This window comes from Guyparkeria hydrothermalis, from assembly GCF_023555375.1.
Classification (GTDB): domain Bacteria; phylum Pseudomonadota; class Gammaproteobacteria; order Halothiobacillales; family Halothiobacillaceae; genus Guyparkeria; species Guyparkeria hydrothermalis.
Genome location: NZ_JAJSEE010000007.1, coordinates 1 through 21,825, shown reverse-complemented (window position 1 = coordinate 21,825; position 21,825 = coordinate 1). Strand labels below are relative to the sequence as shown.

The 21,825-nt window shown below is 66.6% G+C and carries 23 protein-coding genes; 15 read left to right on the top strand and 8 right to left on the bottom strand.

The genetic code is table 11. The annotated features are described in order from the left end of the window. Nucleotides 1-9 precede the first annotated feature (9 nt). The 5 genes from LV475_RS09530 (at nt 10) to LV475_RS09510 (ending at nt 6,191) form a co-directional block, all read left to right on the top strand. Nucleotides 10-240 (top strand): cbb3-type cytochrome oxidase subunit 3, encoded by a 231-nt coding sequence (locus tag LV475_RS09530; protein WP_240031476.1) that lies wholly within the window; start codon nt 10-12, stop codon nt 238-240. Beyond that, nucleotides 221-1,141 carry a cytochrome-c oxidase, cbb3-type subunit III gene (gene ccoP / locus LV475_RS09525; RefSeq protein ID WP_125199571.1) on the top strand — a complete coding sequence of 307 codons (921 nt, stop codon included), beginning with the start codon at nt 221-223 and terminating at the stop codon, nt 1,139-1,141. Before LV475_RS09530 ends, ccoP begins: the two co-directional genes overlap by 20 nt. Before the next feature lie 251 nt (nt 1,142-1,392). Beyond that, a complete protein-coding gene (gene ccoG, locus LV475_RS09520; RefSeq protein WP_136867932.1) occupies nt 1,393-2,817 on the top strand; it encodes a cytochrome c oxidase accessory protein CcoG in 1,425 nt (474 codons plus the stop codon). A gap of 71 nt (nt 2,818-2,888) precedes the next feature. Then, nucleotides 2,889-3,689, top strand: coding sequence for a FixH family protein (locus LV475_RS09515; protein WP_136867933.1), 801 nt, complete (start codon nt 2,889-2,891; stop codon nt 3,687-3,689). 30 nt (nt 3,690-3,719) lie between these two features. Further along, nucleotides 3,720-6,191: a heavy metal translocating P-type ATPase gene (locus tag LV475_RS09510; protein WP_250106194.1), complete on the top strand. Its 2,472-nt coding sequence runs from the start codon at nt 3,720-3,722 to the stop codon at nt 6,189-6,191. Nucleotides 6,192-6,486: 295 nt separating this feature from the next. Here LV475_RS09510 and LV475_RS09505 read toward each other — a convergent pair whose 3' ends face one another. Next, on the bottom strand, nt 6,487-6,975 hold the full coding sequence (locus LV475_RS09505) for a Crp/Fnr family transcriptional regulator (protein WP_125199575.1): 489 nt from the start codon (nt 6,973-6,975) through the stop codon (nt 6,487-6,489). 297 nt (nt 6,976-7,272) lie between these two features. Here LV475_RS09505 and glyA point away from each other — a divergent pair, with 297 nt between their 5' ends. From glyA to LV475_RS09460, 9 genes are all read left to right on the top strand, one after another. Further along, the gene (gene glyA, locus LV475_RS09500; RefSeq protein WP_250106193.1) at nt 7,273-8,535 is read left to right on the top strand and encodes a serine hydroxymethyltransferase; all 1,263 of its coding nucleotides are present in this window, start codon (nt 7,273-7,275) and stop codon (nt 8,533-8,535) included. 22 nt (nt 8,536-8,557) lie between these two features. Further along, nucleotides 8,558-9,058, top strand: coding sequence for a transcriptional regulator NrdR (nrdR, locus tag LV475_RS09495; protein ID WP_136867121.1), 501 nt, complete (start codon nt 8,558-8,560; stop codon nt 9,056-9,058). After that, the gene (gene ribD / locus LV475_RS09490) at nt 9,048-10,193 is read left to right on the top strand and encodes a bifunctional diaminohydroxyphosphoribosylaminopyrimidine deaminase/5-amino-6-(5-phosphoribosylamino)uracil reductase RibD (protein WP_284047302.1); all 1,146 of its coding nucleotides are present in this window, start codon (nt 9,048-9,050) and stop codon (nt 10,191-10,193) included. Before nrdR ends, ribD begins: the two co-directional genes overlap by 11 nt. Nucleotides 10,194-10,232: 39 nt before the next feature. Next, complete coding sequence (locus tag LV475_RS09485) at nt 10,233-10,871, top strand: riboflavin synthase (RefSeq protein WP_136867120.1); 639 nt, start codon at nt 10,233-10,235, stop codon at nt 10,869-10,871. Between the two features lie 94 nt (nt 10,872-10,965). Then, entirely contained in the window at nt 10,966-12,078 is a 1,113-nt protein-coding gene (gene ribB, locus LV475_RS09480; RefSeq protein ID WP_136867119.1) for a 3,4-dihydroxy-2-butanone-4-phosphate synthase, read from the top strand. A gap of 24 nt (nt 12,079-12,102) precedes the next feature. Then, nucleotides 12,103-12,585 (top strand): 6,7-dimethyl-8-ribityllumazine synthase, encoded by a 483-nt coding sequence (gene ribH, locus LV475_RS09475; protein WP_136867118.1) that lies wholly within the window; start codon nt 12,103-12,105, stop codon nt 12,583-12,585. 6 nt (nt 12,586-12,591) lie between these two features. After that, nucleotides 12,592-13,125, top strand: coding sequence for a transcription antitermination factor NusB (nusB, locus tag LV475_RS09470; protein WP_136867117.1), 534 nt, complete (start codon nt 12,592-12,594; stop codon nt 13,123-13,125). 44 nt (nt 13,126-13,169) lie between these two features. Beyond that, a complete protein-coding gene (gene thiL / locus LV475_RS09465; RefSeq protein ID WP_136867116.1) occupies nt 13,170-14,135 on the top strand; it encodes a thiamine-phosphate kinase in 966 nt (321 codons plus the stop codon). Then, a complete protein-coding gene (locus LV475_RS09460) occupies nt 14,132-14,668 on the top strand; it encodes a phosphatidylglycerophosphatase A family protein (RefSeq protein WP_136867115.1) in 537 nt (178 codons plus the stop codon). Before thiL ends, LV475_RS09460 begins: the two co-directional genes overlap by 4 nt. Here the strand turns inward: LV475_RS09460 and moaB are convergent. From moaB to LV475_RS09440, 4 genes are read right to left on the bottom strand one after another with little or no spacing between them, the layout of a single operon-like run. Further along, the gene (moaB, locus tag LV475_RS09455) at nt 14,665-15,186 is read right to left on the bottom strand and encodes a molybdenum cofactor biosynthesis protein B (protein WP_136867114.1); all 522 of its coding nucleotides are present in this window, start codon (nt 15,184-15,186) and stop codon (nt 14,665-14,667) included. The two genes, LV475_RS09460 and moaB, sit on opposite strands and share 4 nt — an antisense overlap. Before the next feature lie 33 nt (nt 15,187-15,219). Continuing rightward, nucleotides 15,220-15,468: a DUF3565 domain-containing protein gene (locus tag LV475_RS09450; protein ID WP_430886873.1), complete on the bottom strand. Its 249-nt coding sequence runs from the start codon at nt 15,466-15,468 to the stop codon at nt 15,220-15,222. Continuing rightward, a complete protein-coding gene (gene rimO, locus LV475_RS09445; protein WP_136867113.1) occupies nt 15,447-16,856 on the bottom strand; it encodes a 30S ribosomal protein S12 methylthiotransferase RimO in 1,410 nt (469 codons plus the stop codon). Before rimO ends, LV475_RS09450 begins: the two co-directional genes overlap by 22 nt. Continuing rightward, nucleotides 16,853-17,191, bottom strand: a complete 339-nt coding sequence (locus tag LV475_RS09440; protein ID WP_136867112.1) for a DUF3579 domain-containing protein — start codon at nt 17,189-17,191, stop codon at nt 16,853-16,855. The genes rimO and LV475_RS09440 overlap by 4 nt, the downstream gene beginning before the upstream one ends. A 247-nt stretch (nt 17,192-17,438) precedes the next feature. Here LV475_RS09440 and LV475_RS09435 point away from each other — a divergent pair, with 247 nt between their 5' ends. Continuing rightward, nucleotides 17,439-18,005, top strand: coding sequence for an asparaginase domain-containing protein (locus LV475_RS09435; RefSeq protein ID WP_136867111.1), 567 nt, complete (start codon nt 17,439-17,441; stop codon nt 18,003-18,005). A gap of 72 nt (nt 18,006-18,077) precedes the next feature. On the opposite strand, the gene soxB is transcribed toward LV475_RS09435, so the two are convergent. The 3 genes from soxB to soxX form a co-directional block, all read right to left on the bottom strand. Beyond that, on the bottom strand, nt 18,078-19,883 hold the full coding sequence (gene soxB / locus LV475_RS09430; protein WP_250106191.1) for a thiosulfohydrolase SoxB: 1,806 nt from the start codon (nt 19,881-19,883) through the stop codon (nt 18,078-18,080). 328 nt (nt 19,884-20,211) lie between these two features. After that, nucleotides 20,212-21,072 (bottom strand): sulfur oxidation c-type cytochrome SoxA, encoded by an 861-nt coding sequence (gene soxA, locus LV475_RS09425; RefSeq protein WP_250106190.1) that lies wholly within the window; start codon nt 21,070-21,072, stop codon nt 20,212-20,214. 58 nt (nt 21,073-21,130) lie between these two features. Continuing rightward, complete coding sequence (soxX, locus tag LV475_RS09420; protein ID WP_136867108.1) at nt 21,131-21,511, bottom strand: sulfur oxidation c-type cytochrome SoxX; 381 nt, start codon at nt 21,509-21,511, stop codon at nt 21,131-21,133. Nucleotides 21,512-21,825: the final 314 nt, after the last annotated feature.

Sequence of the window (21,825 nt, the reverse complement as noted above, 5' to 3'; positions counted from 1 at the left end):
GGTGATCTCTTGATTGGCGATATTTTTGCGTGGTTGGGCGACATGGAGAACAGCAAGCCGTTGGCGCTGATTCTGTTCTTCAGCACGTTCGTCGGCATCATCCTGTACGTCTACACGGGCAAGAAGCGCAAGCAGCGTCTCGAGTCGTACAAGGACATCCCCTTCATGGACGACGACGAGCTCGACCCGACGCATGAAAAGAAACAACAGGTGAAGAAAGATGAGTCAAACGGAAAATAAGCAGGGGCAGGTCGAGACCACCGGGCACGTCTGGGACGGCGATCTGCGCGAGTACAACAACCCCCTGCCGCGCTGGTGGCTGTGGGCGTTCTACGTCACCATCGTCTTCTCGGTGGTTTACTGGATCCTCTACCCGGCGTGGCCCTACGGCGACAGCTACACCAAGGGCATCAACACGGTCGAGTACACCGTGGAAGGGGAAGACGGCGAAGAGAAGACCGTCAGCGAGCACTGGAACACCCGTGCCCTGTTCACCCGCGACATGCAGTCCAGCCCCTCGGCACTCGCCCAGGAAGAGTGGGTCGGCAAGGTCAAGGACATGAGCTTCGAGGAAATCGAGCAGGATCCGGACACCCTGCAGTTCGCCATGTCGATGGGCAACTACACCTTCGGTGATTACTGCGCGGCATGTCACGGTGCCGGTGGCCAGGGCAAGATCGGCCTGTTCCCGAACCTCGCCGACAACGCCTGGCTCTACGGCAACTCCTACGAGACCATCGTCAACAAGATCAACAACGGTATTCAGGGGATGATGCCGGCCCAGAACGTCGCCGAGGACAAGATCGACGACCTGGCTACCTACGTCCTGAGCCTCTCGGGTGAAGCCGAGATCAGTGGCGAGGCGGCCAGCCGCGGCAAGCAGGCGTTCGCCAGCTGTGCCGGTTGTCACGGCGCCGAGGGCAAGGGCAACGAGGCCATGGGCGCGCCCAACCTCGCGGATGCCATCTGGGGCGTGGCCGACGTGCCGGGCTGCGGCGATGACGTGGCCTGCAAGGTCGACGAGATCAAGCACGTGGTCAACAATGGCATCCAGCGTGAAATGCCGGCCTTCGGTGATCGCCTCACCGAGACCCAGGCGCGCATGCTCGCCATCTACGTTCGTCAGATGGGCGGCAACTGATCGGCAGACATGGATCGCCAGCGGCGCCGTCGCGCGCCGCTCACGCCAAGGAAGAACACCGGCCGTCTGGTCGGTGTTTTTTTGTGTCGGCGTTGGCGCTGGCGGCGGCCGTTGACTGTTTTCGTTGGCGGAAAAAAACGGTGCAAACGAGCAACGGGGATCGTCGCCAATCCCGGGTAACCATCTTGGGTTTAGAGAAAAACCCTATGGGATATAAGATATTCCCGATGCACCAATTCGGAGACTGATAGATGGCCCATCACGACGATCCGAGCTACCCGGCCGAACCGCTCTACCAGGCGCGCGAGCCGATTCATCCCAAGGCGATTCACGGGCGGTTCCGCCGCTTCAAGGACATCGTGTTGCTGGTGGCCTACGGCGTGTTCTTCCTGTTGCCGTGGGTGCGCTGGGAGCGCGGCGTCGGGCCGGATCAGGCCGTGATGTTCGACATTCCTTCGCGTCGCTACTATCTCTTCGACCTGGTCATCCACCCGCAGGACATGTTCCTGCTGGCCGGGTTCCTGATCCTGGCGGCCTGGCTGTTGTTCTTCGTGACCGGGCTGGTGGGCCGGGCCTTCTGCGGCTACTTCTGCTTCCAGACCCTGTGGACGGACGTGTTCATGAAGGTCGAGGCGCTGGTGCAGGGCGATCGCAACAAGCGCATGCGCCTGGAAAAGCAGCCCTGGAACGGCGAGAAGATCGCGAAGAAAGGGCTGACCGTCGCGATCTGGACCCTGATCGCCTTCTGGACCGGGTTTACCTTCACCGCGTACTGGGCGGACGCCCCGCAGCTGTTCGTGAGCTTCTTCACCCTGGACGCGGTGAGCGCGGCCTACATCACCACGGGCATCCTCACGGCAACGACGCTGATCGCCGCCGGCTTCGCCCGCGAGCAGGTCTGCATCTACATGTGCCCTTATGCGCGCTTTCAAAGCGTGATGTTCGACAAGGAAACCCTGCTGGTCTCCTACGATGCCGCGCGCGGTGAGGGCGAGGCCGGTCGCCAGCCGCTCAAGCAGGGGCTGATGACACTCGAGGAACGCCACGCCCAGGGCGTGGGCGATTGCATCGACTGCAAACTCTGCGTGCAGGTCTGCCCGACGGGCATCGACATCCGTGACGGGCTGCAACTCGAGTGCATTTCCTGCGGCTTGTGCATCGATGCCTGCGACCAGATCATGACCAAGCGTGGCTGGCCCACCGGCCTGATCCGGTACGCCTCCGAGCAGGAACTGGAAACCGGCGAGAAGCCGAACCTGCTGAAGTTCCGGACGATCGGTTATGGTGTCGCGACCGTCGCGGCCACCGTGCTGCTGCTGTACGGCATCTTTGCCCGTGCGCCGGCCGATTTCTCGGTCCAGCAGGTGCGCCAGCCGCTGTTCACCACCCTGGCCAGCGGTGACATCCAGAACAACTACAACGTCAAGATCAACAATAAGCTGCAGGAGCCGCTCGAGTTCGACCTGGCCATCGACGGGCTGCCCGAGGCGACGTTGAGCGTTGTGGGCGATTTCGACTCGCTCGAGGTGCCCGCCGACGGGTCACGCAAGTACCTGGTGCATGTGCGTGCGCCTCGGGATGCGCAGGTCGAGCGGCGCGAGATACAATTCGTCCTGACCGAGGAAAACGGACGTATCGAACCTCTCGAGCACGACGCGAGTTTCGTGTTCCGCTGATTGTCCGCCTTCACGCGCCCCGTTCCGACAGCGGCCGTTGGTCGGGGCCATTACCCAACCGGATTTCTGACATGGCTGTATTGCTTCCTGCCGCGCTCGGCCTGACCCTCATCCCGATCCTGTTCTTCCTGCTGCGTTGGCGCTTCCCTACGGCCGGTCGGCAGATCGCCTTCATCCTGGGGGCGCTGGCCCTGGCTGCCTACGCCCCCTACGCCATCATCAACTGGCCGGGTCTGGACGTGGTGGCGATGGTGGTCGCGATCCTGGTGATGACCGCCTTCATCCTCGGCTTCATCTCGCCGCCCAAGCACGCCGAGTCGCAAAAGATGGCATTCCATCGTGGGCCGGCGACGATCATTGCCTTCTTTGCCGTGCTGATCCTGCTCGATTCGATCTTCCTCACCATCGCCACGACCGGGCTGAGCGAGAACGTGGCGCGTCAGATCCTGCCCGAGCCCCAGGGTGGTCCGGTCGCCACTTCTTACTTCCCCGGCACGGTCGCCCACGACTACCAGGAAAAGGTGCGCGCCTTCGAGGCCTATGACGCGGCCCGCGAAGAGCAGTCCGAACGGGGCTGGCAGATCCGCCGTGGCTGGGTGGGCGAGCCGGTGGTCGACGAGGCCACCCCGTTTCGTATCCAGGTACTCGACCGCAATGGCGAGCCGGTGACGGGGGCGTCGGTCGAGACCCATTTCCTGCGCCCGTCGAGCCAGGACCTGGATTTCGTCAAGGGCATGAGCGAGGTTGAGCCGGGCGTATACGAGGCCACGGCGACGCCGACCCGTCCCGGACGCTGGGAGGTGATCGTCGAGATTCGCCGCGGCGAGGACCGCCACCAACTGCGCGGCACGACCGACGTCGCTGCCCGTTGATCGTCGCCGAGTGGTTGACGCGATCAAGCGATGACGGCTGAAGCGAGGACCGAGGCGCGCCCCGAGGCCGCGGCGCCGGGCGGCGACGCGGCCTGCTTCCATTGCGGGCTCCCCGTGCCCGCCGGCGCGGACTACCGCGTGCTGGTGCTCGGCGAGCAGCGCGACATGTGCTGCCCCGGTTGTCAGGCGGTTGCCCAGGCGATCGTCGAGGCCGACATGGAGGACTACTACCGCCACCGCACCGAGGCCTCGCCGCGCCCGGACGACGATCTCGAGCGCGTGCTCGAGGAGCTGGCGATCTACGACCGCCCCGAGATGCAGAAATCGTTCGTCGCCAACCGCGACGGCGAACGGCGCGAGGCATCGCTGATCCTCGAGGGCATCGTCTGCGCGGCCTGCATCTGGCTCTCCGAGCGCCACGTGCGCCAGCTGCCCGGGGTGGAATCCTTCTCGGTGAACTTCACCACCCACCGCGCCCAGGTGGTCTGGGACAACACCCGGGTGCAGCTCTCCGAGATCCTGCGGGCCATCGCCGCGATCGGCTACCGGGCCTATCCCTACGACCCGGAGCGCCAGGACCGGGTCTACCGGCGCGAACGCCACGACATGATGCGTCGCCTGGCGGTCGCCGGGCTGGTCTACCTGCAGGTGATGATGATCTCGCTGTCGCTGTATTTCGGCGACTTCCTGGATCTGTCCGACCAGCTCCGGTACTTCTTCTGGTGGGTCAGCCTGGTGCTGTCGACCCCGATCGTGCTCTATTCGGGGCAGGCCTTCTTCCGGCCAGCCTGGCGGGACTTGAAGCAGCGACGGGTGAGCATGGATCTGCCCGTGTCGATCAGCATCCTGCTGGCCTACGGCGGCAGCGTCTACGCGGTGCTCACGCACAGCGGCGAGGTCTATTTCGACTCGGTCACCATGTTCATCTTCCTGCTGCTCGCCGGGCGATTCCTGGAGCAGGGTGCGCGCCACAAGGCCGGCGAGCTGGCCGAATCACTGAACAAGCTGGTGCCGCAGGTCGCCAATCGCTTCGAGTCCGACGGCTCGGTGGCGGTGATCCCGGCATTCGACCTGGTCCCCGGTGATCGCATCCTCGTCCGGCCCGGCGGGCCGGTGCCCGCCGACGGGGTGGTGATCGAGGGTGAGAGCGGCGTCAACGCCTCGATGCTGACCGGCGAGAGCCTGCCGGAGTTCAAGCGCGCCGGCGATCGCGTCTCGGCGGGTACTGTCAACACCGAAAGCCCGCTGGTGGTCGAGGTCGACAAGGTCGGCCAGGACACGATGGTGTCCTCGATCGTCCGACTGATCGACCGGGCCCAGTCGCAAAAACCGCGGATCGCCGAGACGGCCGACCGCTTCGCGCGCAAGTTCGTCATCGGCCTGCTGGTCACCACCGCGCTGGTGACGGCCGCCTGGCTGGTGATCGACCCGTCGCGCGCGTTCTGGATCGCCGTGGCGATCCTGGCGATCACCTGCCCCTGTTCGCTGTCGCTGGCCACGCCCGCGGCGATCGCCGTGGCGGTGGGGCGCCTGACCCGTTCGGGCTTGCTGGTCACCCGGGGGCGGGCCCTGGAAGGCCTGGCGCGGGTCACCCACGTGGTGTTCGACAAGACCGGCACCCTGACCACCGGCGAGCTGATGGTGCGTGACATGGAACCCCTCGCCGATGTGGACTCCGCGCGCCTGGCGGACATGGTCGCGGCCCTCGAGCAGTACGCCGACCACCCGGTCGGTCGGGCGCTCGCCGCCTGGGGCAACGAGCACGCGCACGGGGCGGCGCCGACGGTCACGGAGGTCGAGAGCGCCAGCGGGCGAGGCGTGAGCGGGTACGTCGATGGTGAGCGCGTTGCCGTCGGCAACGCCCGCCTGATGGATGAGCTGGGGATCGCCCTTCCCGAACGCGAGGCGGCGGTCGACGAGCTGGTGGTCTGGGTGGCGCGGGGCTCCACGCCGATCGCCCGCGCCGTGCTCAGCGATCGCTTGCGCGACGACGCCGCCGAGGTGGTGGAGCGGCTCAAGGGGCAGGGGGTCTCGGTGTGGCTGCTGTCCGGCGACCAGCCCGACCGGGCCGCGATGATCGGCCGGCACCTGGGCGTGGACCACGCCGAGGGCGGCCTCCTGCCCGAGGACAAGATGGAACGCGTCGCCGCGCTACAGGCCGACGGGGGGCGGGTGCTGATGGTGGGTGACGGCGTCAACGACGCGCCGGTGCTCGCCTGCGCGGATGTCTCGATGGCGATGGGTGGCGGGACCGCGGTCGCCAAGCACAGCGCCGACATGGTGCTGCTCAACGACCGGGTGGCCGAGACGGCCTTCGCGGTGGGTTATGCCCGGCGGACCATGGGCGTGATCCACCAGAACCTGACCTGGTCGGTCTGGTACAACGCCATCGCGATCCCGATTGCCGCGCTCGGCTTCGTGCAGCCCTGGCTGGCGGCGATCGGCATGTCGGTCAGTTCGATTGCCGTGATCGGCAACGCCCTGCGCCTGCGACGAGGCTAGGGCGGAGTAGCCACCCGAGTGGGGACTTAGGGAAACTCTGCACGATTCGATGGCATCTCTGGCTCGCGGGTTTGCCCGCAATCAAGGCGCCGGACCGAAGACGGGCTCGTTGCCCGTCGAGGGACGGCAACGCCGAGTGCGGGCAAACCCGCGAGCCCCATTCGGGCGGGCCTCCAAGGGCCCATCTGCGGCGTTGCCGCCCTTGTAAAGGGCGACGGCCCTTCACGGCGGACTGCGCCTTGCATCTGGGCCCTTGGAGGTCCCGCAGAGACGTCATCGAATCGTGCTGAGTTCCCTAGCCACCCATGCTGTGGATGTATTGGTTGAGCTGAGCAACGTCGGTGCTGGTGCGCCGATAGAGGTGATCGAGGCTGACGATCGCGTACTCGAGCAGCAGCACGGTGAACACGGGGTGTTCCAGGCGCAGGCGGTTGTACTTCTCGCGCGGCAGGCGCAGCAATCGCACTGAGGAGCGCGCCCGCATGCGCACGTTGCGCGGCTGGCGATCGAAGAAGCTCATCTCGCCGAGCATTTCGCCGGCGTGGATCTGGCCGACCGGCACCTCGTTGGTGGTCGGGCCGACGATCAGCTCGGCCGTGCCGTCGAGCAGGAAGTAGAGCGACTCGCCCACCTCGCCGATGTCGGCGATGATCCGGCCGCGCTCGATGATCTCGAAGTCGCAGAAGTCGAGAAACGCACTGACCTCGGCGTGGGTGAGGATCTGCGTGTCGACGTGGCGGGCGAGAAAGTCGACCAGGGCGTCGCGGTCGTTGTCGGTCATCATCGCGTGAAGGCTCCCATGCCGGTTTCAAATCGTTAATGGCTTTCATTGTCGCGAGCGGGCGGGGTTTTGTCGATGCTTTGCATGCTCGCACTCGGTAACGATCCGTCATGACGCGGATTCATGCCGTTGTTGCATATCGCTCCCATGCGCCGGGCAGGCGACCGAGCGCAACATGCTAGAATTCGCGGCATTGTTCGGTCGCCCGCGTACGCCTCGGGGCGGCCGCTTGTGTTTCGCGGCCTCGAGGCGTCGAGGCCGCCCCGGATTTGATTTTCACCTTTGCCAGGAGCCGACTCCATGTTTGCCAAGTCCATGACCATCGCGGGCTACGACCCGGAACTTGCCGATGCGATCAACGCCGAGGTGCGTCGCCAGGAAGATCACGTCGAGCTGATCGCCTCGGAGAACTACGCCAGCCCGCGCGTCATGGAGGCCCAGGGCTCCGTGCTGACCAACAAGTACGCCGAAGGCTACCCGGGCAAGCGCTACTACGGTGGCTGCGAGTACGTCGACGTGGCCGAGCAACTGGCGATCGAGCGGGCGAAGCAGCTCTTCGGCGCCGATTACGCCAACGTCCAGCCGCATTCGGGTTCGCAGGCCAACGCCGCGGTCTTCCAGGCACTGGTCGAGCCGGGCGATACCGTGCTGGGCATGAGCCTGGATGCCGGCGGTCACCTGACCCACGGCGCCAAGCCCAACTTCTCCGGGCGCATCTACCACGCCGTGCAGTACGGCATCGATGCCGAGGGCTACGTCGACTACGACGAGGTCGAGCGCCTGGCCAAGGAGCACAAGCCGAAGATGATCATCGCCGGCTTCTCCGCCTACTCGCGCGTGCTGGACTGGGCCCGCTTCCGCGAGATCGCCGATGCGGTGGGTGCCTACCTGATGGTCGACATGGCCCACGTCTCGGGCCTGGTCGCCGCCGGCCTCTACCCGAACCCGGTGCCGCACGCCCACGTGGTCACCTCGACCACCCACAAGACCCTGCGCGGTCCGCGCGGCGGCATCATCGTGGCGAAGGCCGACCCGGATCTGGAGAAGAAATTCCAGTCACGCATCTTCCCGGGCACCCAGGGCGGCCCGCTGATGCACGCGATCGCCGGGAAGGCGGTGGCCTTCAAGGAGGCCCTGGAGCCGGACTTCAAGACCTATCAGCAGCAGGTAATCGACAACGCGCGGACCATGGCGCAGGTGTTCGTCGATCGCGGCATCGACGTGGTCTCCGGCGGCACCGACAACCACCTGTTCCTGGTCAGCTTCGTCAAGCGCGGCCTGACCGGCAAGGCGGTCGACGAGGCGCTGGGTCGGGCCCACATCACGGTCAACAAGAACGCCGTGCCCAACGACCCGCAGTCGCCGTTTGTCACCTCGGGCATCCGGGTGGGCACCGCGGCGATCACCACGCGCGGCTTCGGCGTCGGCGAGTCCCGCGACCTGGCTGGCTGGATGTGCGACATCATCGACGACCTCGAGAACGAGTCGGTGATCGAGGCGGTGCGCGAGAAGGTCACCGCGCTCTGCCGTCGCCTGCCGGTCTACGAAGCCAACCAGGCCTGATCGGGCCTGACTGGGGCAGGGCATGCGCTGCGCGATCTGCGGCAACGACGACACCCGCGTGATCGACTCGCGGGCGATCGACGCCGGCGAGGGCATCCGTCGCCGGCGCGAGTGTGCCGCCTGCGGGCAGCGCTTCACCACCTACGAGCGGGCCGACCGGCAGATGCCGCGGGTGGTCAAGTCCAACGGCGCGCGGCAGAACTTCGACGATCGCAAGCTGCGTGACGGCATGATGCGCGCGCTGGAGAAGCGACCGGTGCCCACCCGCCGGATCGAGGAGGCGATCGAGCAGATCGAACGTCAGCTCAGGAGTCGCGGCGAGCGCGAGATTGCCGCCCGCGAGATCGGCGACATGGTCATGGCGCAATTGCGCCGGCTCGACCATGTTGCCTACATCCGCTTCGCCTCGGTGTACTTGAGCTTCGACAGCGTCGAGGCCTTCCGTGACGCGATCGAATCGCTGGCCAACGACGTGATCAGCGACCCGGATCACCAACTGCCCCTGATCGGCGATGCCAACTGAGTCCCCCGCCGACCGGCCCACGCCTCGCGAAGACCGGCACTGGATGGCGTATGCCCTCCGGCTGGCCGAGCGCGGGCGCTACACCACCTCGCCCAACCCGCGGGTGGGTTGCGTGCTGGTGCGTGACGGCGAGATCGTCGGCGAGGGGTTTCACGCCCGCGCCGGCGGTCCGCATGCCGAGGTGCATGCCCTGCGGGCCGCCGGCGAACGGGCGCGCGGGGCCACGGCCTACGTGACGCTCGAGCCCTGCAGCCACGTCGGCCGCACCCCGGCCTGCGCGCCGCAACTGGTCGAGGCCGGGGTGGCCCGCGTGGTCACCGCCATGAACGACCCCAATCCGCAGGTGGCAGGGCGCGGGCACGCGATCCTGCGTGAGGCCGGCGTCGAGGTGAGCGAGGCAATCGCCCCGGCGGCCGCCCGCGCGCTCAACCCGGGCTTCGTCTCGCGCATGGAGCGCGGCCGGCCCTGGGTGACGGTCAAGGTGGCCCAGTCGCTCGACGGGCGCAGTGCGCTGGCCAGCGGCGAGAGCCAGTGGATTACCGGTGAGGCCGCGCGTCGTGACGTGCAGTTCCTGCGCGCGCGCCAGTGCGCGGTCCTGAGCGGCATCGATACCGTGTTGACCGACAGCGCGCGGCTGAACGTGCGCCTGTCGGCAGACGAGCTCGGCATCGAGGGCGAGGTGCGCCAGCCGGCGCGCGTGGTGCTCGACTCCGGCCTGCGCCTGCCGCCGTTCGCCGCGATCTTCGACTCGCCGGGGGCGGTGTGGATCTACACCCGGGACGCCAACGAGGGGGTGCATCATGATGCCCTGCTCAAGCGCGAGGCGACCCTGATCGAGGCGCCGACCGCCCCCGGGCTGGGCCTCGACCTGGATTTCATCCTGGCCGACCTGGCGCGGCGGGAAATCAACGAGGTGCTGGTCGAGGCAGGCGCCAAGCTGGCCGGGGCGTTCGTCGCCGCCGGGCTATGCGACGAGCTGGTCGTCTACCAGGCGCCGATGCTACTCGGTCACCAGGCCCGCCCGGCGCTGGCGCTGCCCGAGCCGAGCGCACTGGCCGACGCCACTCGCTGGACGCTGGTCGACGAGACCCGGCTGGGCGAGGACCTGCGCCTGACCCTGCGGCCGGCCCGCTAAACAGCCGGGCGATTGCCCTTATTCCGCGGAGAAACACGCATGTTCACCGGCATCATCCAGACCGTCGGCACCCTGGTCGAGCAGACCCCCACGGGTGGTGACGCGCGCCTGACCATCGAGGCCCCGGGGCTGGATCTGGCGAATACCGCCATCGGCGACAGCATCGCGGTCAACGGCGTCTGCCTGACGGTGACCGATCTCGAGGGCGACCGCTTCTCGGTCGACTGCTCGGCCGAGACCCTGCGCCTGACCACGATCGGGCAACTGGCGCCCGGCTCGCGCGTCAACCTGGAGCCCGCGCTCACCCTGGCCACGCCGCTGGGTGGGCACCTGGTCAGCGGGCACGTCGACGGGCTGGCGATCATCGATGCCCGCCGCTCCGAGGCACGGGCCACCGAGTTCTGGCTACGGGTGCCACCGGAGCTGGCGCGTTACGTCGCCAAGAAGGGCTCGGTTGCCATCGACGGGATCAGCCTGACGGTCAACGAGGTCAGCGGCACGCGCTGCCGGCTGACCATCATCCCGCACACGCTCGAGGTGACCATCATGGGCGAGTACCGCCCCGGGCGGCAGGTCAACCTGGAGGTCGACCTGATGGCCCGTTACCTCGAGCGCCTGTTGCAGGCCGGTGACGGCGTGGGCGGCGGTGGCCAGAGCCCCTACCAGGACCTGTCCTGACGGCCGGCGCGCCCGAGCATGGCCGGGCGATGGTCTACAGTGGGGCGCGCGATGATACAATCCCCGATTGCCTTCGACGGCGCTGAGAGACCCTATGAGCTTTAGTTCCATTGACGAGATCCTCGACGACCTGCGTGCCGGGCGCATGGTCATCATTGTCGACGACGAGGATCGCGAGAACGAGGGCGATCTGGTCATGCTCGCCGAGCAGGTGCGCCCCGAGGACATCAACTTCATGGCGCGCTACGGCCGCGGCCTGATCTGCCTGACGCTCAGCCAGGCGCGTTGCGAGCAATTGGAACTGCCGTTGATGGTCAGCCGCACCCGCGAGGCCTTCCAGACGGCGTTCACCGTCTCGATCGAGGCCGCGCGCGGCGTGACCACCGGCATCTCGGCCGCCGACCGCGCCACCACCATTCGCGCGGCGGTGGCCCCCGAGGCCAAGCCGTCCGACCTGGTCCAGCCGGGGCACGTCTTCCCGCTGATGGCCCGCCCCGGGGGCGTACTGGCACGGGCCGGCCACACCGAAGCCGGTGTCGACCTCGCGCGGCTGGCCGAGGCGCGTGAGCCGTCGGCGGTGATCGTCGAGATCCTCAACGAGGACGGCACCATGGCGCGCCGCCCGGACCTGGAGCGCTTCGCCGCCGAGCACGACATCAAGATCGGTTCGATCGAGGACCTGATCCGTTACCGGATGCGCCACGAGCGCTCGGTCGAGCACCAGTTCGCCACCGAGATCGACACGCGTCACGGCCGTTTTACCCTGCACGCCTACAAGGATTTCACCAGCGGGCAGCTGCAGTTCGCCGCGGTGCGCGGCACGCCGGACGCCGAGACGCCCACGCCGGTGCGTGTACACGTCCACCACGCGGTCTGTGACCTGTTCGAGCCCGAGGGGCGCGACTGCGGCTGGCCGTTCTCCGACGTGCTCGCCCGGCTGGGTGAGATGAAGACGGGCGTGGCCGTGGTGCTGCGCTCGACCCCCAACGAGGACGAGATGCTGCGCCAGCTAAAGGGCTGGGAAAAGCCGGCCGCCGAACCGGTCGGTGGCGAGGTCGAAGAACTGCGAAATTACGGGGTGGGTGCCCAGATCCTAAAGGATCTCGGCGTCCGCCAGATGCGCGTGATGAGCGCGCCCAAGCGCTTCCATGCCCTGGCCGGCTTCGGCCTGGAAGTGGTTGACTACATTCACGACGAGGCGGAATGACCGCCGCTCACGGGACAAACAAGCATGAATGACGTTCAGGTGATCGAAGGCGGGTTGACGGCCCGCGCAGGACGGTACGCCATCGTGGCGACGCGCTGGAACGCGCAGGTCGTCGACCGGTTGCGCGACGGGGCGATCGACACCCTGCGTCGGCACGGCATCGATCCGGCCCAGATCACGGTGGTGATGGCGCCGGGCTCCTTCGAGCTGCCTCTGGTGGCCCAGCGGGTCGCCGCGAGCGAGAAGTTCGACGCGATCATCTGCCTGGGTGCCGTCATCCGTGGCGCGACGCCGCACTTCGACTACGTCGCGGGCGAGGCGGCCAAGGGCATCGCCGGGGTGGCCACCGACTTCGACATGCCGGTGATCTTCGGCGTACTGACCACCGACACGGTCGACCAGGCGATGGAACGCGCCGGCAGCAAGGCCGGCAACAAGGGCGCGGAAGCCGCCGCCACCGCCATCGAGATGGTCAACCTCCTCGATCAGATCGACCAGATTGCCTAAGCACCCATGATCAAGCAGTTTCCCCAGGACGAGCCCACCGGTGGCGATCGATCAGAGGATGCCCGCGGCGGCGAGGGGGCTCCCTCGGCCCGCGGCGCGAAGTCCTCTCCGGCGCGCAAGCAGCGGCGCTGGGCGCGCGAACGGGCCGCCCAGGGGCTCTATCAGCAGCTGATGAACCCGATCCCGGTCGATCAGCTCGAGGCGCAGTTCATGGAGGATGCCTTCATGCTGCGTATCGATCTCGAGCTGTTCCGGCGGATCCTGCGCGGCGTCGAGCAGCACGCCGCGGAGCTCGACTCGGCGATCGAGCCGCACCTGGACCGCCCGGTGAACGAGCTCGATCCGATCGAGCACGCGATCCTGCGCCTGGGGGCCTTCGAGTTGATGCACATGCTCGAGACCCCGCGCGCGATCGTGATCAACGAGGCCGTCGAGCTGGCCAAGCGCTTCGGTGCGACCGACGGGCATCGTTACGTCAACGGCGTGCTCGACCGCCTGGCCGATCGCGCCCGCCCCACCGAACCCCGCCGCCGGGACTGACGGTCTCCGGATTAGCTGGGTCGTCCGGGAGGACGCTGGTCGACATGCAGGAATTCGACCTGATCCATCGGTACTTCGACTGGCCCGCCACGCACCGCGCGGTGTCGCTGGCCGTCGGTGACGATGCCGCCATCCTCACGCCGCCGCCGGGCGAGCAACTGGTGGTGGCCACCGACATGCTGGTCGCCGGCCGGCATTTCCCCGACGCCACCGCCGCCGATGCCATCGCGCACAAGGCCCTGGCGGTGAATCTCTCCGATCTCGCCGCAATGGGCGCGACCCCGCTGGGCTTCACCCTGTCGCTGGGCCTGCCCGAGACCGACAGCGCCTGGCTGGAAAGCTTCTCTACCGGCCTGCGTGCGGCCGCGGATCGTTGGGGCTGCGATCTGGTCGGCGGCGACACCGTGCGGGCCCCGCAGCTGACCCTGTCGATCACCGCCTTCGGTTCGATTGCCCGCGGCACGGCGATCCGGCGTGACGGTGCGCGCGCCGGCGACCGGCTGGCGGTCACCGGCACCGTCGGCGATGCCGCGCTGGGCCTGGTCGTGGCCCTGCAACCGGACCAGGTGCCCAGCGGGCTGAATGACGCCGACCGTGCCTACCTCCTCGATCGCCTCGACCGCCCGGAGCCGCGACTGGCCGCCGGGCAGGCGCTGTGCGGGCAGGCGGCCGGTCTGGATATCTCCGATGGCCTGCTCCAGGACCTCGGGCACCTGCTCGATGCCAGCGGACTGTCGGCCGAGATCGATCTCGATGCCGTTCCACTCTCGCCGGCGGCCAGACGCTGGCTCGACGCCCGACCCGCGGATATCGATCGCGTGCTGGGCGGTGGCGATGACTACGAGTTGCTGCTCGCCCTGCCGCCCGGGTTGGCACTGGAACCGGCCTGGGATCTGACGGTGATCGGTCGTCTCGACGAGGCCGGTCCGGTGGGCACGGTCCGCGAACGGGCCGGGCGCCCGCTGCCGGGACGACGCGGTTACAACCACTTCAGGGAGGAAGGCGCATGAGCGCGGGCAAGACCTCGCGACGCGTCAGCGCGGGAGAGTTGGGGGCGAGCCCGGTGATGTGGCTCGCCTTCGGCGGCGGCACGGGCCTCGCGCCACGCGCACCGGGCACCGTCGGCACCCTGCCCGGTGTCCTGCTCGGTTGGCTGTTGATGACGCTGGCGGCCCCGTTGGGCGACGCGGCCGTGATCGCGCTGCTGCTGGCGGCCACGGCCGTGCTGTTTCTCGTCGGGGTCTATCTCTGCGGCGAGGCCAGCCGGCGCCTGGGCGTTCACGACCACGGCGGCATCGTCTTCGACGAGATCGTCGGGGTCTTGTTGGTGTTCGTGGTGTTGCCGGAGACCTGGTGGCAGCTGCTGCTGATCTTCGCCTGGTTCCGGGTCTTCGACGTGATCAAGCCGTGGCCGATCGGCTGGCTGGATCGGCGGGTGCACGGCGGGCTGGGCATCATGCTCGACGACCTGCTGGCGGGCGTCTATGCGCTGGTGGCCGTCTGGATCAGCCAGTGGGGTATCGCGGCGGTGCTCGCGGGCTAGCGCTCGGTCAGGCGCGGCATCAGCTCGACCAGGTTGCAGGGGCGCTTGCGGTAATCGAGCTGCGATTCGATCAGGTTGTCCCAGGCATCCTTGCAGGCACCGGTCGAGCCGGGCAGGACGAACAGGTAGGTGCGGTTGGCCACGCCGGCGGTCGCGCGCGACTGCAGGGTCGAGCTGCCGATGGTCTGGAAGGACAGTGCCCGGAACATCTCGCCGAAGCCGTCGATGGTCTTGTCGAAGAGGACCGAGACCGCCTCGGGGGTGCCGTCGCGGCCGGTCAGCCCGGTGCCCCCGGTGGTGATCACCACGTCGCAGTCGGACGCGGCGATCCACCGGGAGACCGCGGCGCGGATCTGGTAGATGTCGTCGGGGAGCAGGTCGCGCTCGTAGAGGTGGTGCCCCACGCCCTCGAGGCGCTCGACCAGCAGGTCGCCGGAATGGTCCTCGGCCAGGCTGCGGCTGTCGGAGACGGTCAGCACGGCGATGTTGAGCGGCTTGAAGTCGCGGTCTTCACTCATGGTCGGTTTCCCTCCGGGACGTCACGCGGTCGGTTAGGGGCTGGGGTCGGGTCCGGCGCCGTCGGCGCACTTACGACACGCCAGCGGCGTGCCGATCATCGCGATGCGCCCGAGGCTCTGTTCCACCCACGGGCGATTGATCCACGGCGGGTCGTGGCGGGTGTGCTGGTTATGACCGCACTCGAGCCGCGCGAACCAGTGACCTTCGGCATCGCGGTGGAACGAGCGGATGGCTCGTGGCGGTGCCTCGACCGAGATCATCAGGGAACGGGGACGCCCCACAGGTCGTGTTCGTCGGCCTCGACGATCTCTACCTCGACGAAGTCGCCCGGCGCGACGTCGGTGACCTCCGGCAGGTAGACCACGCCATCGATCTCCGGCGCGTCGGCCATGCTGCGGGCCACCGCGCCCGATTCGTCCACGGCATCCACCAGCACCGGCATGCGCTGGCCGACCTTCCGTGCCAGCTTGGCCGCGCTGATGGCCGCCTGCTTTTCCATGAAGCGCGCCAGTCGTTCCTGCTTGACCGCTTCGGGGACCGGGTCGGGCAACTCGTTGGCGGTCGCCCCGTCAACGGGTGAATAGGCGAAGGCGCCGACGCGATCGAGCTGTGCCTCGTCGAGGAAGTCGAGCAGTTCCTGGAACTCCTCCTCGGTCTCGCCGGGGAAGCCGACGATGAAGGTCGAGCGGATGGTGATTTCCGGGCAGATCTCGCGCCATTTCGCGATCCGTTTGAGGACGTTCTCGCTCGAGGCCGGCCGCTTCATCAGCTTGAGGATGCGGTGGTTGGCGTGCTGGAACGGGATGTCCAGGTATGGCAGCACCAGCCCTTCGGCCATCAGTTCGACGGCGTCGTCGACATGCGGGTAGGGGTAGACGTAGTGCAGGCGGACCCAGGCATCGAGCGAGCCCAGCGCGGCGGCGAGTTCGCGGAAGCGGGTCTTGAGCGGGCGCCCGCCCCAGAAATCCAGCTTGTAGCGGGTGTCGATGCCGTAGGCGCTGGTGTCCTGGGAGACGACCAGCAGTTCGCGCACGCCGGCGTTGACCAGGTTCTCCGCCTCGGTCATCACCTCGCCGATCGGCCGGCTGACGAGATCGCCGCGCAGGCTCGGGATGATGCAGAAGCTGCAGCGGTGATTGCAGCCCTCGGAAATCTTGAGGTAGGCGTAGTGTCGCGGGGTGAGCTTGACGCCGACCGCGTCCTCGAGCGACACCGTGTCGGTATCGAGCGCCTCGTCACTGACGGGTGCCGAGGTCTTGCCTCGGGCCTGGCTGCCCGGCTCGGGCATCACGTCGACGAACGGGTCGAACCGCGGCGGCAGGTGCTGGTGGACTGCGTCCATCACCTCCTGGTAGGCCTGCGGTCCGGTCACGGCCAGCACGTTGGGGTGCGTCTCGCGGACCAGCTCACCCTCGTCGCGCCCGCCCAGGCAACCGGTAACGATCACCCGGCCGTTCTCGTCGAGTGCCTCGCCGATGGTATCGAGCGATTCCTGCACCGCCGAGTCGATGAACCCGCAGGTGTTGATGATCACCAGCTCCGCGCCCTCGTAGCTGTCGGACAGGGCGTAGCCCTCGGCGCGCAGCTGGGTGAGGATGCGCTCGGAGTCCACCAGGGCCTTGGGGCAGCCGAGGCTGACGAAGCCGACACGCGGCGGATTGTGGGTCATGAGGTCGCGGCGTCCGGGGACGTGGGGGCGTTGTCGCCGGTGTACTCCTCGAGATGGCCGTCCGGGTACTGGACGTGCATCTTGAGGTTGTTGCGCTCGATGAACTGCATCACCGAGTCGAACATCTGTCGGTTGGCGGTCTTCAGCCCCGGTTCGATGGCGAGGACCTTCTGCCCGTTGAGCATCACCGGGTGCAGCCGTTGCGAGTAGACCAGGCGGTGCTGGGCGAACGTCGCATCCCAGCTCGAGATGCGATCGATCCAGTCACTCGGGCGGAATCGGGCGCCGGCCTTGGTCACTGACTCGACGATGTAGCGTTTCGGCTGGTTGTCCATGAAGTCGTGGCTTACTCGGCCTGCACCGAATGTGGATGGGGCGTGTCGAAGACGTCGAGCGGCCGATTGGCCGCCATCGCGCTACCCTGTGGCCCTCGAGGGGCTCACCCCGGGGCCATCGCCGTGGCGGCGATTTCGAGGCGGGGAATACCGGGGCGCTCGACGCTTCCTTTAGAATCAATCGGCCATTTTACTTCACTTGGCCGGCAAACGCATCCGGTCAGTCAAAACCAGTCGAGGGAGAGCCATGGGAACAGGCACAGCCGATCAGGTGGTCGGCCTGGCTGAACAGCAACCGGTCATCCTGGTGGACACCGGGGGCACCTTCAACAAGCGCTATCGCCCCCGGGACGGCTCGCTGGTCGTCGAGCCGGGCGCGCAGGCCGCGCGGGAGATTCTGCGCTCGGCCGAAAGGAACCTGGACATCGACTGGCTCCAGCCGGTATGCAAGGACAGCCTGGAGATGACGGACGTCGATCGCGAGACCATCGTGGCCTCGTTGTGCGAGGCGGTAGCGCGTCGACCCGATGCGCCGATCGTGGTCGTGCATGGCACCGACACCATGGCGCGCACGGGGGAGGTGCTCGCCCGGGCCTTTCCGGGGCACTGCGTGGTCCTGACCGGCGCCATGCGACCCTACGAGATCGATCCGGTCGAGCCGGCCTTGAACCTCGGGCTGGCGCTCGGCTTCGTGCAGGGGGCGCCCGCTCCCGGCGTGTATCTGGCGATGAGTGGGTTGGTGCGTCGGCTTGGCGAATTGGAGAAGGATCGGGCCGCGGCCCGCTTTCGGCCTATCGCGCCGGCCGGCGGCTAGTCACCACGAAAAAGGCCCCGCCAATTGGCGGGGCCTTCGTGTTTCGGGCATCCCCCGAGGGGGATGCTGGCATCAGCACTTGTCGGTGATTCCCGGGTTGCCTTCGACACCCTTGAGGACCGGCTCGTTGAGCTTGACCGGCTTGATGTGCTTCTGGTCACGCAGCCAGGTCTCGACCTGGTCCCAGATCATCTCGCCGGTGTCGCCCGGGATGTTGCCCGGCTCGGCGACCGAGGCCCAGCCCGCGACCTTGTAGGACTTGTTCGGGTCGAGCGGCTCGCCGTTGAGCTCCATGTCCATGATGCGCTTGCCCTTCTCGGCATTCGGCGCACAGGCGTACTTCAGGCCACCGACGCGAACCATGTCGCCACCCTGCTGGTAGTAGGGGTCGGTGTTGAAGATGTTGTCGCAGACGTCCTCGAGGATGCCCTTGATCTGCTCGCCGGTGAACTCGTTGACCGTGACGTTCGGGTAGGTCAGCGCGACCTCGGTCATCATGTCGTCGTAGGTGATCGGCTCGCCCGGGATCAGGGAGGTGCCCCAGCGAACGCCCGGCGAGAACGAGATCTGCGCGTCGTTGACGTCGATCAGCGCCTCGCAGATCAGCTGATCCCAGGTGCCGGTGAAGTTGCCGCGACGGTAGAGCAGGGCGTCGTTGGTCGCCAGTACGTCGGAGGTGCGCTCGCCCACGTTGAAGGTCTTGCCTTCGAAGGTGATCTCCTGGCTGTACAGCTTGTCGATGTACTCCTGCATCTCCTTGTCCGGCTCGATGAAGTCGGAGAAGACCGGCAGCAGGTGGTACTTGTAGTCCTGGACCTTGCCGTTGCGCACGTCGAAGTCCAGCACGCCCAGGTACTTGGCGTTGGAGCCGGCGTTGGTGACCAGGGTCTGGCCGTTGCGGTTCTTGACCACGGTCGGGGTCGGGACCGCGTCGTGGGTGTGACCGCCCATGATGGCGTCGATGCCAGTAACGCGGCTGGCCATCTTGAGGTCGACGTCCATGCCGTTGTGCGACAGGACCACGACCACTTCGGCGCCTTCGCCGCGGGCCTGGTTGACCACGTCCTGCATCTCGTCGTCACGGATGCCGAAGGTCCAGCCCTCGGTCATCCAGCGCGGGTTGGCGATCGGGGTGTACGGGAAGGCCTGGCCGACGACCGCTACCTTGACGCCGTTCTGCTCGCGGATGACGTACGGCTTGAAGACGCGCTCCATGAAGTCGGAGTCGCGGATGTTCTGGGCGACGAAGTTGCAGTCGGTCGCGCCCTCGAGGTCGGCGATACCCTCGACCATGCGGTCGGCGGTGTAGGTCGCTTCCCAGTGCGAGGTGAAGAAGTCCGGACGGGCGATCTTCATCGCGTCGATCTGGCTCTGGGCGTTGGTCCACAGGGCCAGGGCGTTGCCCTGCCAGTTGTCACCGCCGTCCAGCAGGAAGGCGCCCGGGCGCTGCTCGCGCATGTGCTTGATCAGGGTGAGCAGGTGCGCAAAGCCACCGACCTTGCCGTACTTCTTGGCGGCTTCGCTGAAGTCCAGGCAGGTGAAGGCGTGGGCGGCCGGGGTGTTCGGCTCGAGGCCGAAGTGCTTGAGGAACGCCTCGCCGACCAGGTGGGGGGCGTTGCCTTCCATGGAGCCGACGCCGAGGTTGATCGACGGCTCGCGGAAGTAGACCGGCTTGAGCTGGGCGTGCATGTCGGTCATGTGCAGGAACGACACGTTGCCGAAGCGCGGCACTTCGTACATGTTGCTCGAGGCGTTGTTCGCCTTTACCGAGCTGGCGACGCGCTGGGTGCCGGTGCCGGCCTGGGCGGTCTCGAGGTTGATGCCGGCGGCCGAGGCCACGGCGAGCATCTGCAGAAATTCGCGACGAGAAAGACTCATTGAAAACTCCCCTTTACGTTTTCAGTTTGGGTCAGCTCCCGGCCCGGCATGGAGCAGGGGACGGGATCCTTGGGATCTTTAGCGGTTCCCTGACCCGGCCCAAGCCCGGTGGGCACTTCGGGGGCAGTGCCAGGAAACTGAACCGGGCCATTTAACCATACTGACCACGGCGACGATAGAAAAAATACTTATGCCGGACCATGACCAGCGCCGGCATGACAACGCCTGCCGGCCCGGTCCCGTCCGGCCTGGTCCGAGGTTTTCCGAACGGCAGACATAAAAAAAGCAGGCCGAAGCCTGCTTTTCTGGTTCCGAGTAATCCGATGGATTACTTGCGGATGCCCGGACCGTTGAGCTCCAGCTCGTTGTCGTTGTAGGACATGAAGAACTCGAGGTCGCGGTAGTACGGGGAGTACTGCGCGAACGGCACCGTGCCGGTGTCGCGGAAGCAGCCGTAGATCCGCTTGTGCAGGGTGAACATGCTGCCCTTGCTGTAACGGAACAGCGGGAAGTGGGTGGTGTTACCCAGGTTCATGTGCAGGTGCTCGGCGCGGACGTACTTGCCGCCGTGGTACTGGTGGCAGTCGGCGCAGGAGTTGTCCAGGCGACCGGTGCGGCGGAACCATGCTTCCTTGCCGCGGTTGTAGGCAGCCTTGGCGCCTTCGCTGTCGATCTGCACGTTGTTGGTCATGCCGTTCGACTCGCTAGCGAGGTAGGCGAGCACGTTGGCCAGCTTCTTGTAGTTGTTCTTCGGATCCCAGACCTTCTCAGCCTCTTCGCCGGCGTTCTTCTGGCAGTTGATGATGTCCAGACCCAGGCTGTGCACTTCGCCGTCCTTCTCGTTGAAGTACGGGTACTTGGCGCGCAGGCCCTTGGCCTCGCCCAGGCAGGAGGACAGCGGCTTGCCGTTCGGCAGGCGGTACTCGTTCCAGAGCTCTTCACCGGCCGCAACGTACTGGTCGGTCTCCGGGAACACCATCATGCCTTCCCACTGCGAGCGGGCATCTTCGTCGATGGCGTAGACGCCGTTGTTGTACTCCTCGAACGGTACGTCCGGGTAACGCTCCTGGTAGAACTCGACCATCATCTGGCGGAACTCTTCCGGATCGGACGGGTTGGCCGGCTCGGCCATCGCGCCGCCGGTAGCGAGAACGCTGGCGGCGATCATGCTGGAAAACAGGCGTTTCATTATGGATATCTCCTCGTGATTCGGGTCTTGTCTTGTTCTCGGTCCTGAGGGCCTGTGCTTACAGGGTGTAGAGGTAGTCAACGATGTTGTTGATTTCCTCGTCACTCAGGATCTTGTTGGCCCCGAACGGCGGCATGATGGTCTGGTCGCCGAACTTGTCGCGCGGGTCCTTGAGCACTGCCACGAGATCCTCACGCTCCGGATAGCGAGCTTCCATGGCAATCAGGGCCGGGCCAATGTTGCCGGCCAGGTTGCCGCCCTTCATCTGGTGGCACGCCAGGCAGTTGCCCGCGCCACGGCCGAAGGCGATTTCCTTGCCCTTCTTGGCAGACTCGGACAGGCCGGCGTCTTCCGCCATTGCGGCGCCAGAGAAACCCATGCCGGTCGCAAGCAGCGCGGCGGCGCCTGCCGTGGTGATCACGGATGTGAACTTCTTCATTGTTATCCTCCTCTGCGGTCGCTGTGTCAGCGCCGAGATGCCTTGGTGAGTTGTCTCATTCATCGAATCGACGTGTACCACTTTAGTGGCCTGAACAGTCGAGACAATAAAAAATAATTTATGGCGACATGATGGAGTGATTATTAGCGTTTGTTGAAATTCCATCGGGTCGCCGCGCCCGCCATGAAGCGGTTCGCCCGATTGTTTTTACCACATCCTGGTGGTTTTTGACGAGTGGGGGTGTTGGCTGACTAGTCGGGCGATCTTGAGCGTTCGAGGCGCGCCATGGTCAAGTCCGAGGCTGGGTTTTCCCA

What these genes read in the sequence shown, in the direction of transcription:
- nrdR (WP_136867121.1), top strand. Translation starts at nt 8,558, where the DNA reads ATGCGCTGCGCGATCTGCGGCAACGACGACACCCGCGTGATCGACTCG.
- soxX (WP_136867108.1), bottom strand. Translation starts at nt 21,511, where the DNA reads ATGAAGAAGTTCACATCCGTGATCACCACGGCAGGCGCCGCCGCGCTG.
- ribD (WP_284047302.1), top strand. Translation starts at nt 9,048, where the DNA reads ATGCCAACTGAGTCCCCCGCCGACCGGCCCACGCCTCGCGAAGACCGG.
- LV475_RS09460 (WP_136867115.1), top strand. Translation starts at nt 14,132, where the DNA reads ATGAGCGCGGGCAAGACCTCGCGACGCGTCAGCGCGGGAGAGTTGGGG.
- thiL (WP_136867116.1), top strand. Translation starts at nt 13,170, where the DNA reads ATGCAGGAATTCGACCTGATCCATCGGTACTTCGACTGGCCCGCCACG.
- rimO (WP_136867113.1), bottom strand. Translation starts at nt 16,856, where the DNA reads ATGACCCACAATCCGCCGCGTGTCGGCTTCGTCAGCCTCGGCTGCCCC.
- ribB (WP_136867119.1), top strand. Translation starts at nt 10,966, where the DNA reads ATGAGCTTTAGTTCCATTGACGAGATCCTCGACGACCTGCGTGCCGGG.
- LV475_RS09435 (WP_136867111.1), top strand. Translation starts at nt 17,439, where the DNA reads ATGGGAACAGGCACAGCCGATCAGGTGGTCGGCCTGGCTGAACAGCAA.
- ccoG (WP_136867932.1), top strand. Translation starts at nt 1,393, where the DNA reads ATGGCCCATCACGACGATCCGAGCTACCCGGCCGAACCGCTCTACCAG.
- ribH (WP_136867118.1), top strand. Translation starts at nt 12,103, where the DNA reads ATGAATGACGTTCAGGTGATCGAAGGCGGGTTGACGGCCCGCGCAGGA.
- moaB (WP_136867114.1), bottom strand. Translation starts at nt 15,186, where the DNA reads ATGAGTGAAGACCGCGACTTCAAGCCGCTCAACATCGCCGTGCTGACC.
- LV475_RS09515 (WP_136867933.1), top strand. Translation starts at nt 2,889, where the DNA reads ATGGCTGTATTGCTTCCTGCCGCGCTCGGCCTGACCCTCATCCCGATC.
- LV475_RS09485 (WP_136867120.1), top strand. Translation starts at nt 10,233, where the DNA reads ATGTTCACCGGCATCATCCAGACCGTCGGCACCCTGGTCGAGCAGACC.
- soxB (WP_250106191.1), bottom strand. Translation starts at nt 19,883, where the DNA reads ATGAGTCTTTCTCGTCGCGAATTTCTGCAGATGCTCGCCGTGGCCTCG.
- nusB (WP_136867117.1), top strand. Translation starts at nt 12,592, where the DNA reads ATGATCAAGCAGTTTCCCCAGGACGAGCCCACCGGTGGCGATCGATCA.
- soxA (WP_250106190.1), bottom strand. Translation starts at nt 21,072, where the DNA reads ATGAAACGCCTGTTTTCCAGCATGATCGCCGCCAGCGTTCTCGCTACC.
- LV475_RS09440 (WP_136867112.1), bottom strand. Translation starts at nt 17,191, where the DNA reads ATGGACAACCAGCCGAAACGCTACATCGTCGAGTCAGTGACCAAGGCC.
- ccoP (WP_125199571.1), top strand. Translation starts at nt 221, where the DNA reads ATGAGTCAAACGGAAAATAAGCAGGGGCAGGTCGAGACCACCGGGCAC.
- glyA (WP_250106193.1), top strand. Translation starts at nt 7,273, where the DNA reads ATGTTTGCCAAGTCCATGACCATCGCGGGCTACGACCCGGAACTTGCC.
- LV475_RS09510 (WP_250106194.1), top strand. Translation starts at nt 3,720, where the DNA reads ATGACGGCTGAAGCGAGGACCGAGGCGCGCCCCGAGGCCGCGGCGCCG.
- LV475_RS09505 (WP_125199575.1), bottom strand. Translation starts at nt 6,975, where the DNA reads ATGATGACCGACAACGACCGCGACGCCCTGGTCGACTTTCTCGCCCGC.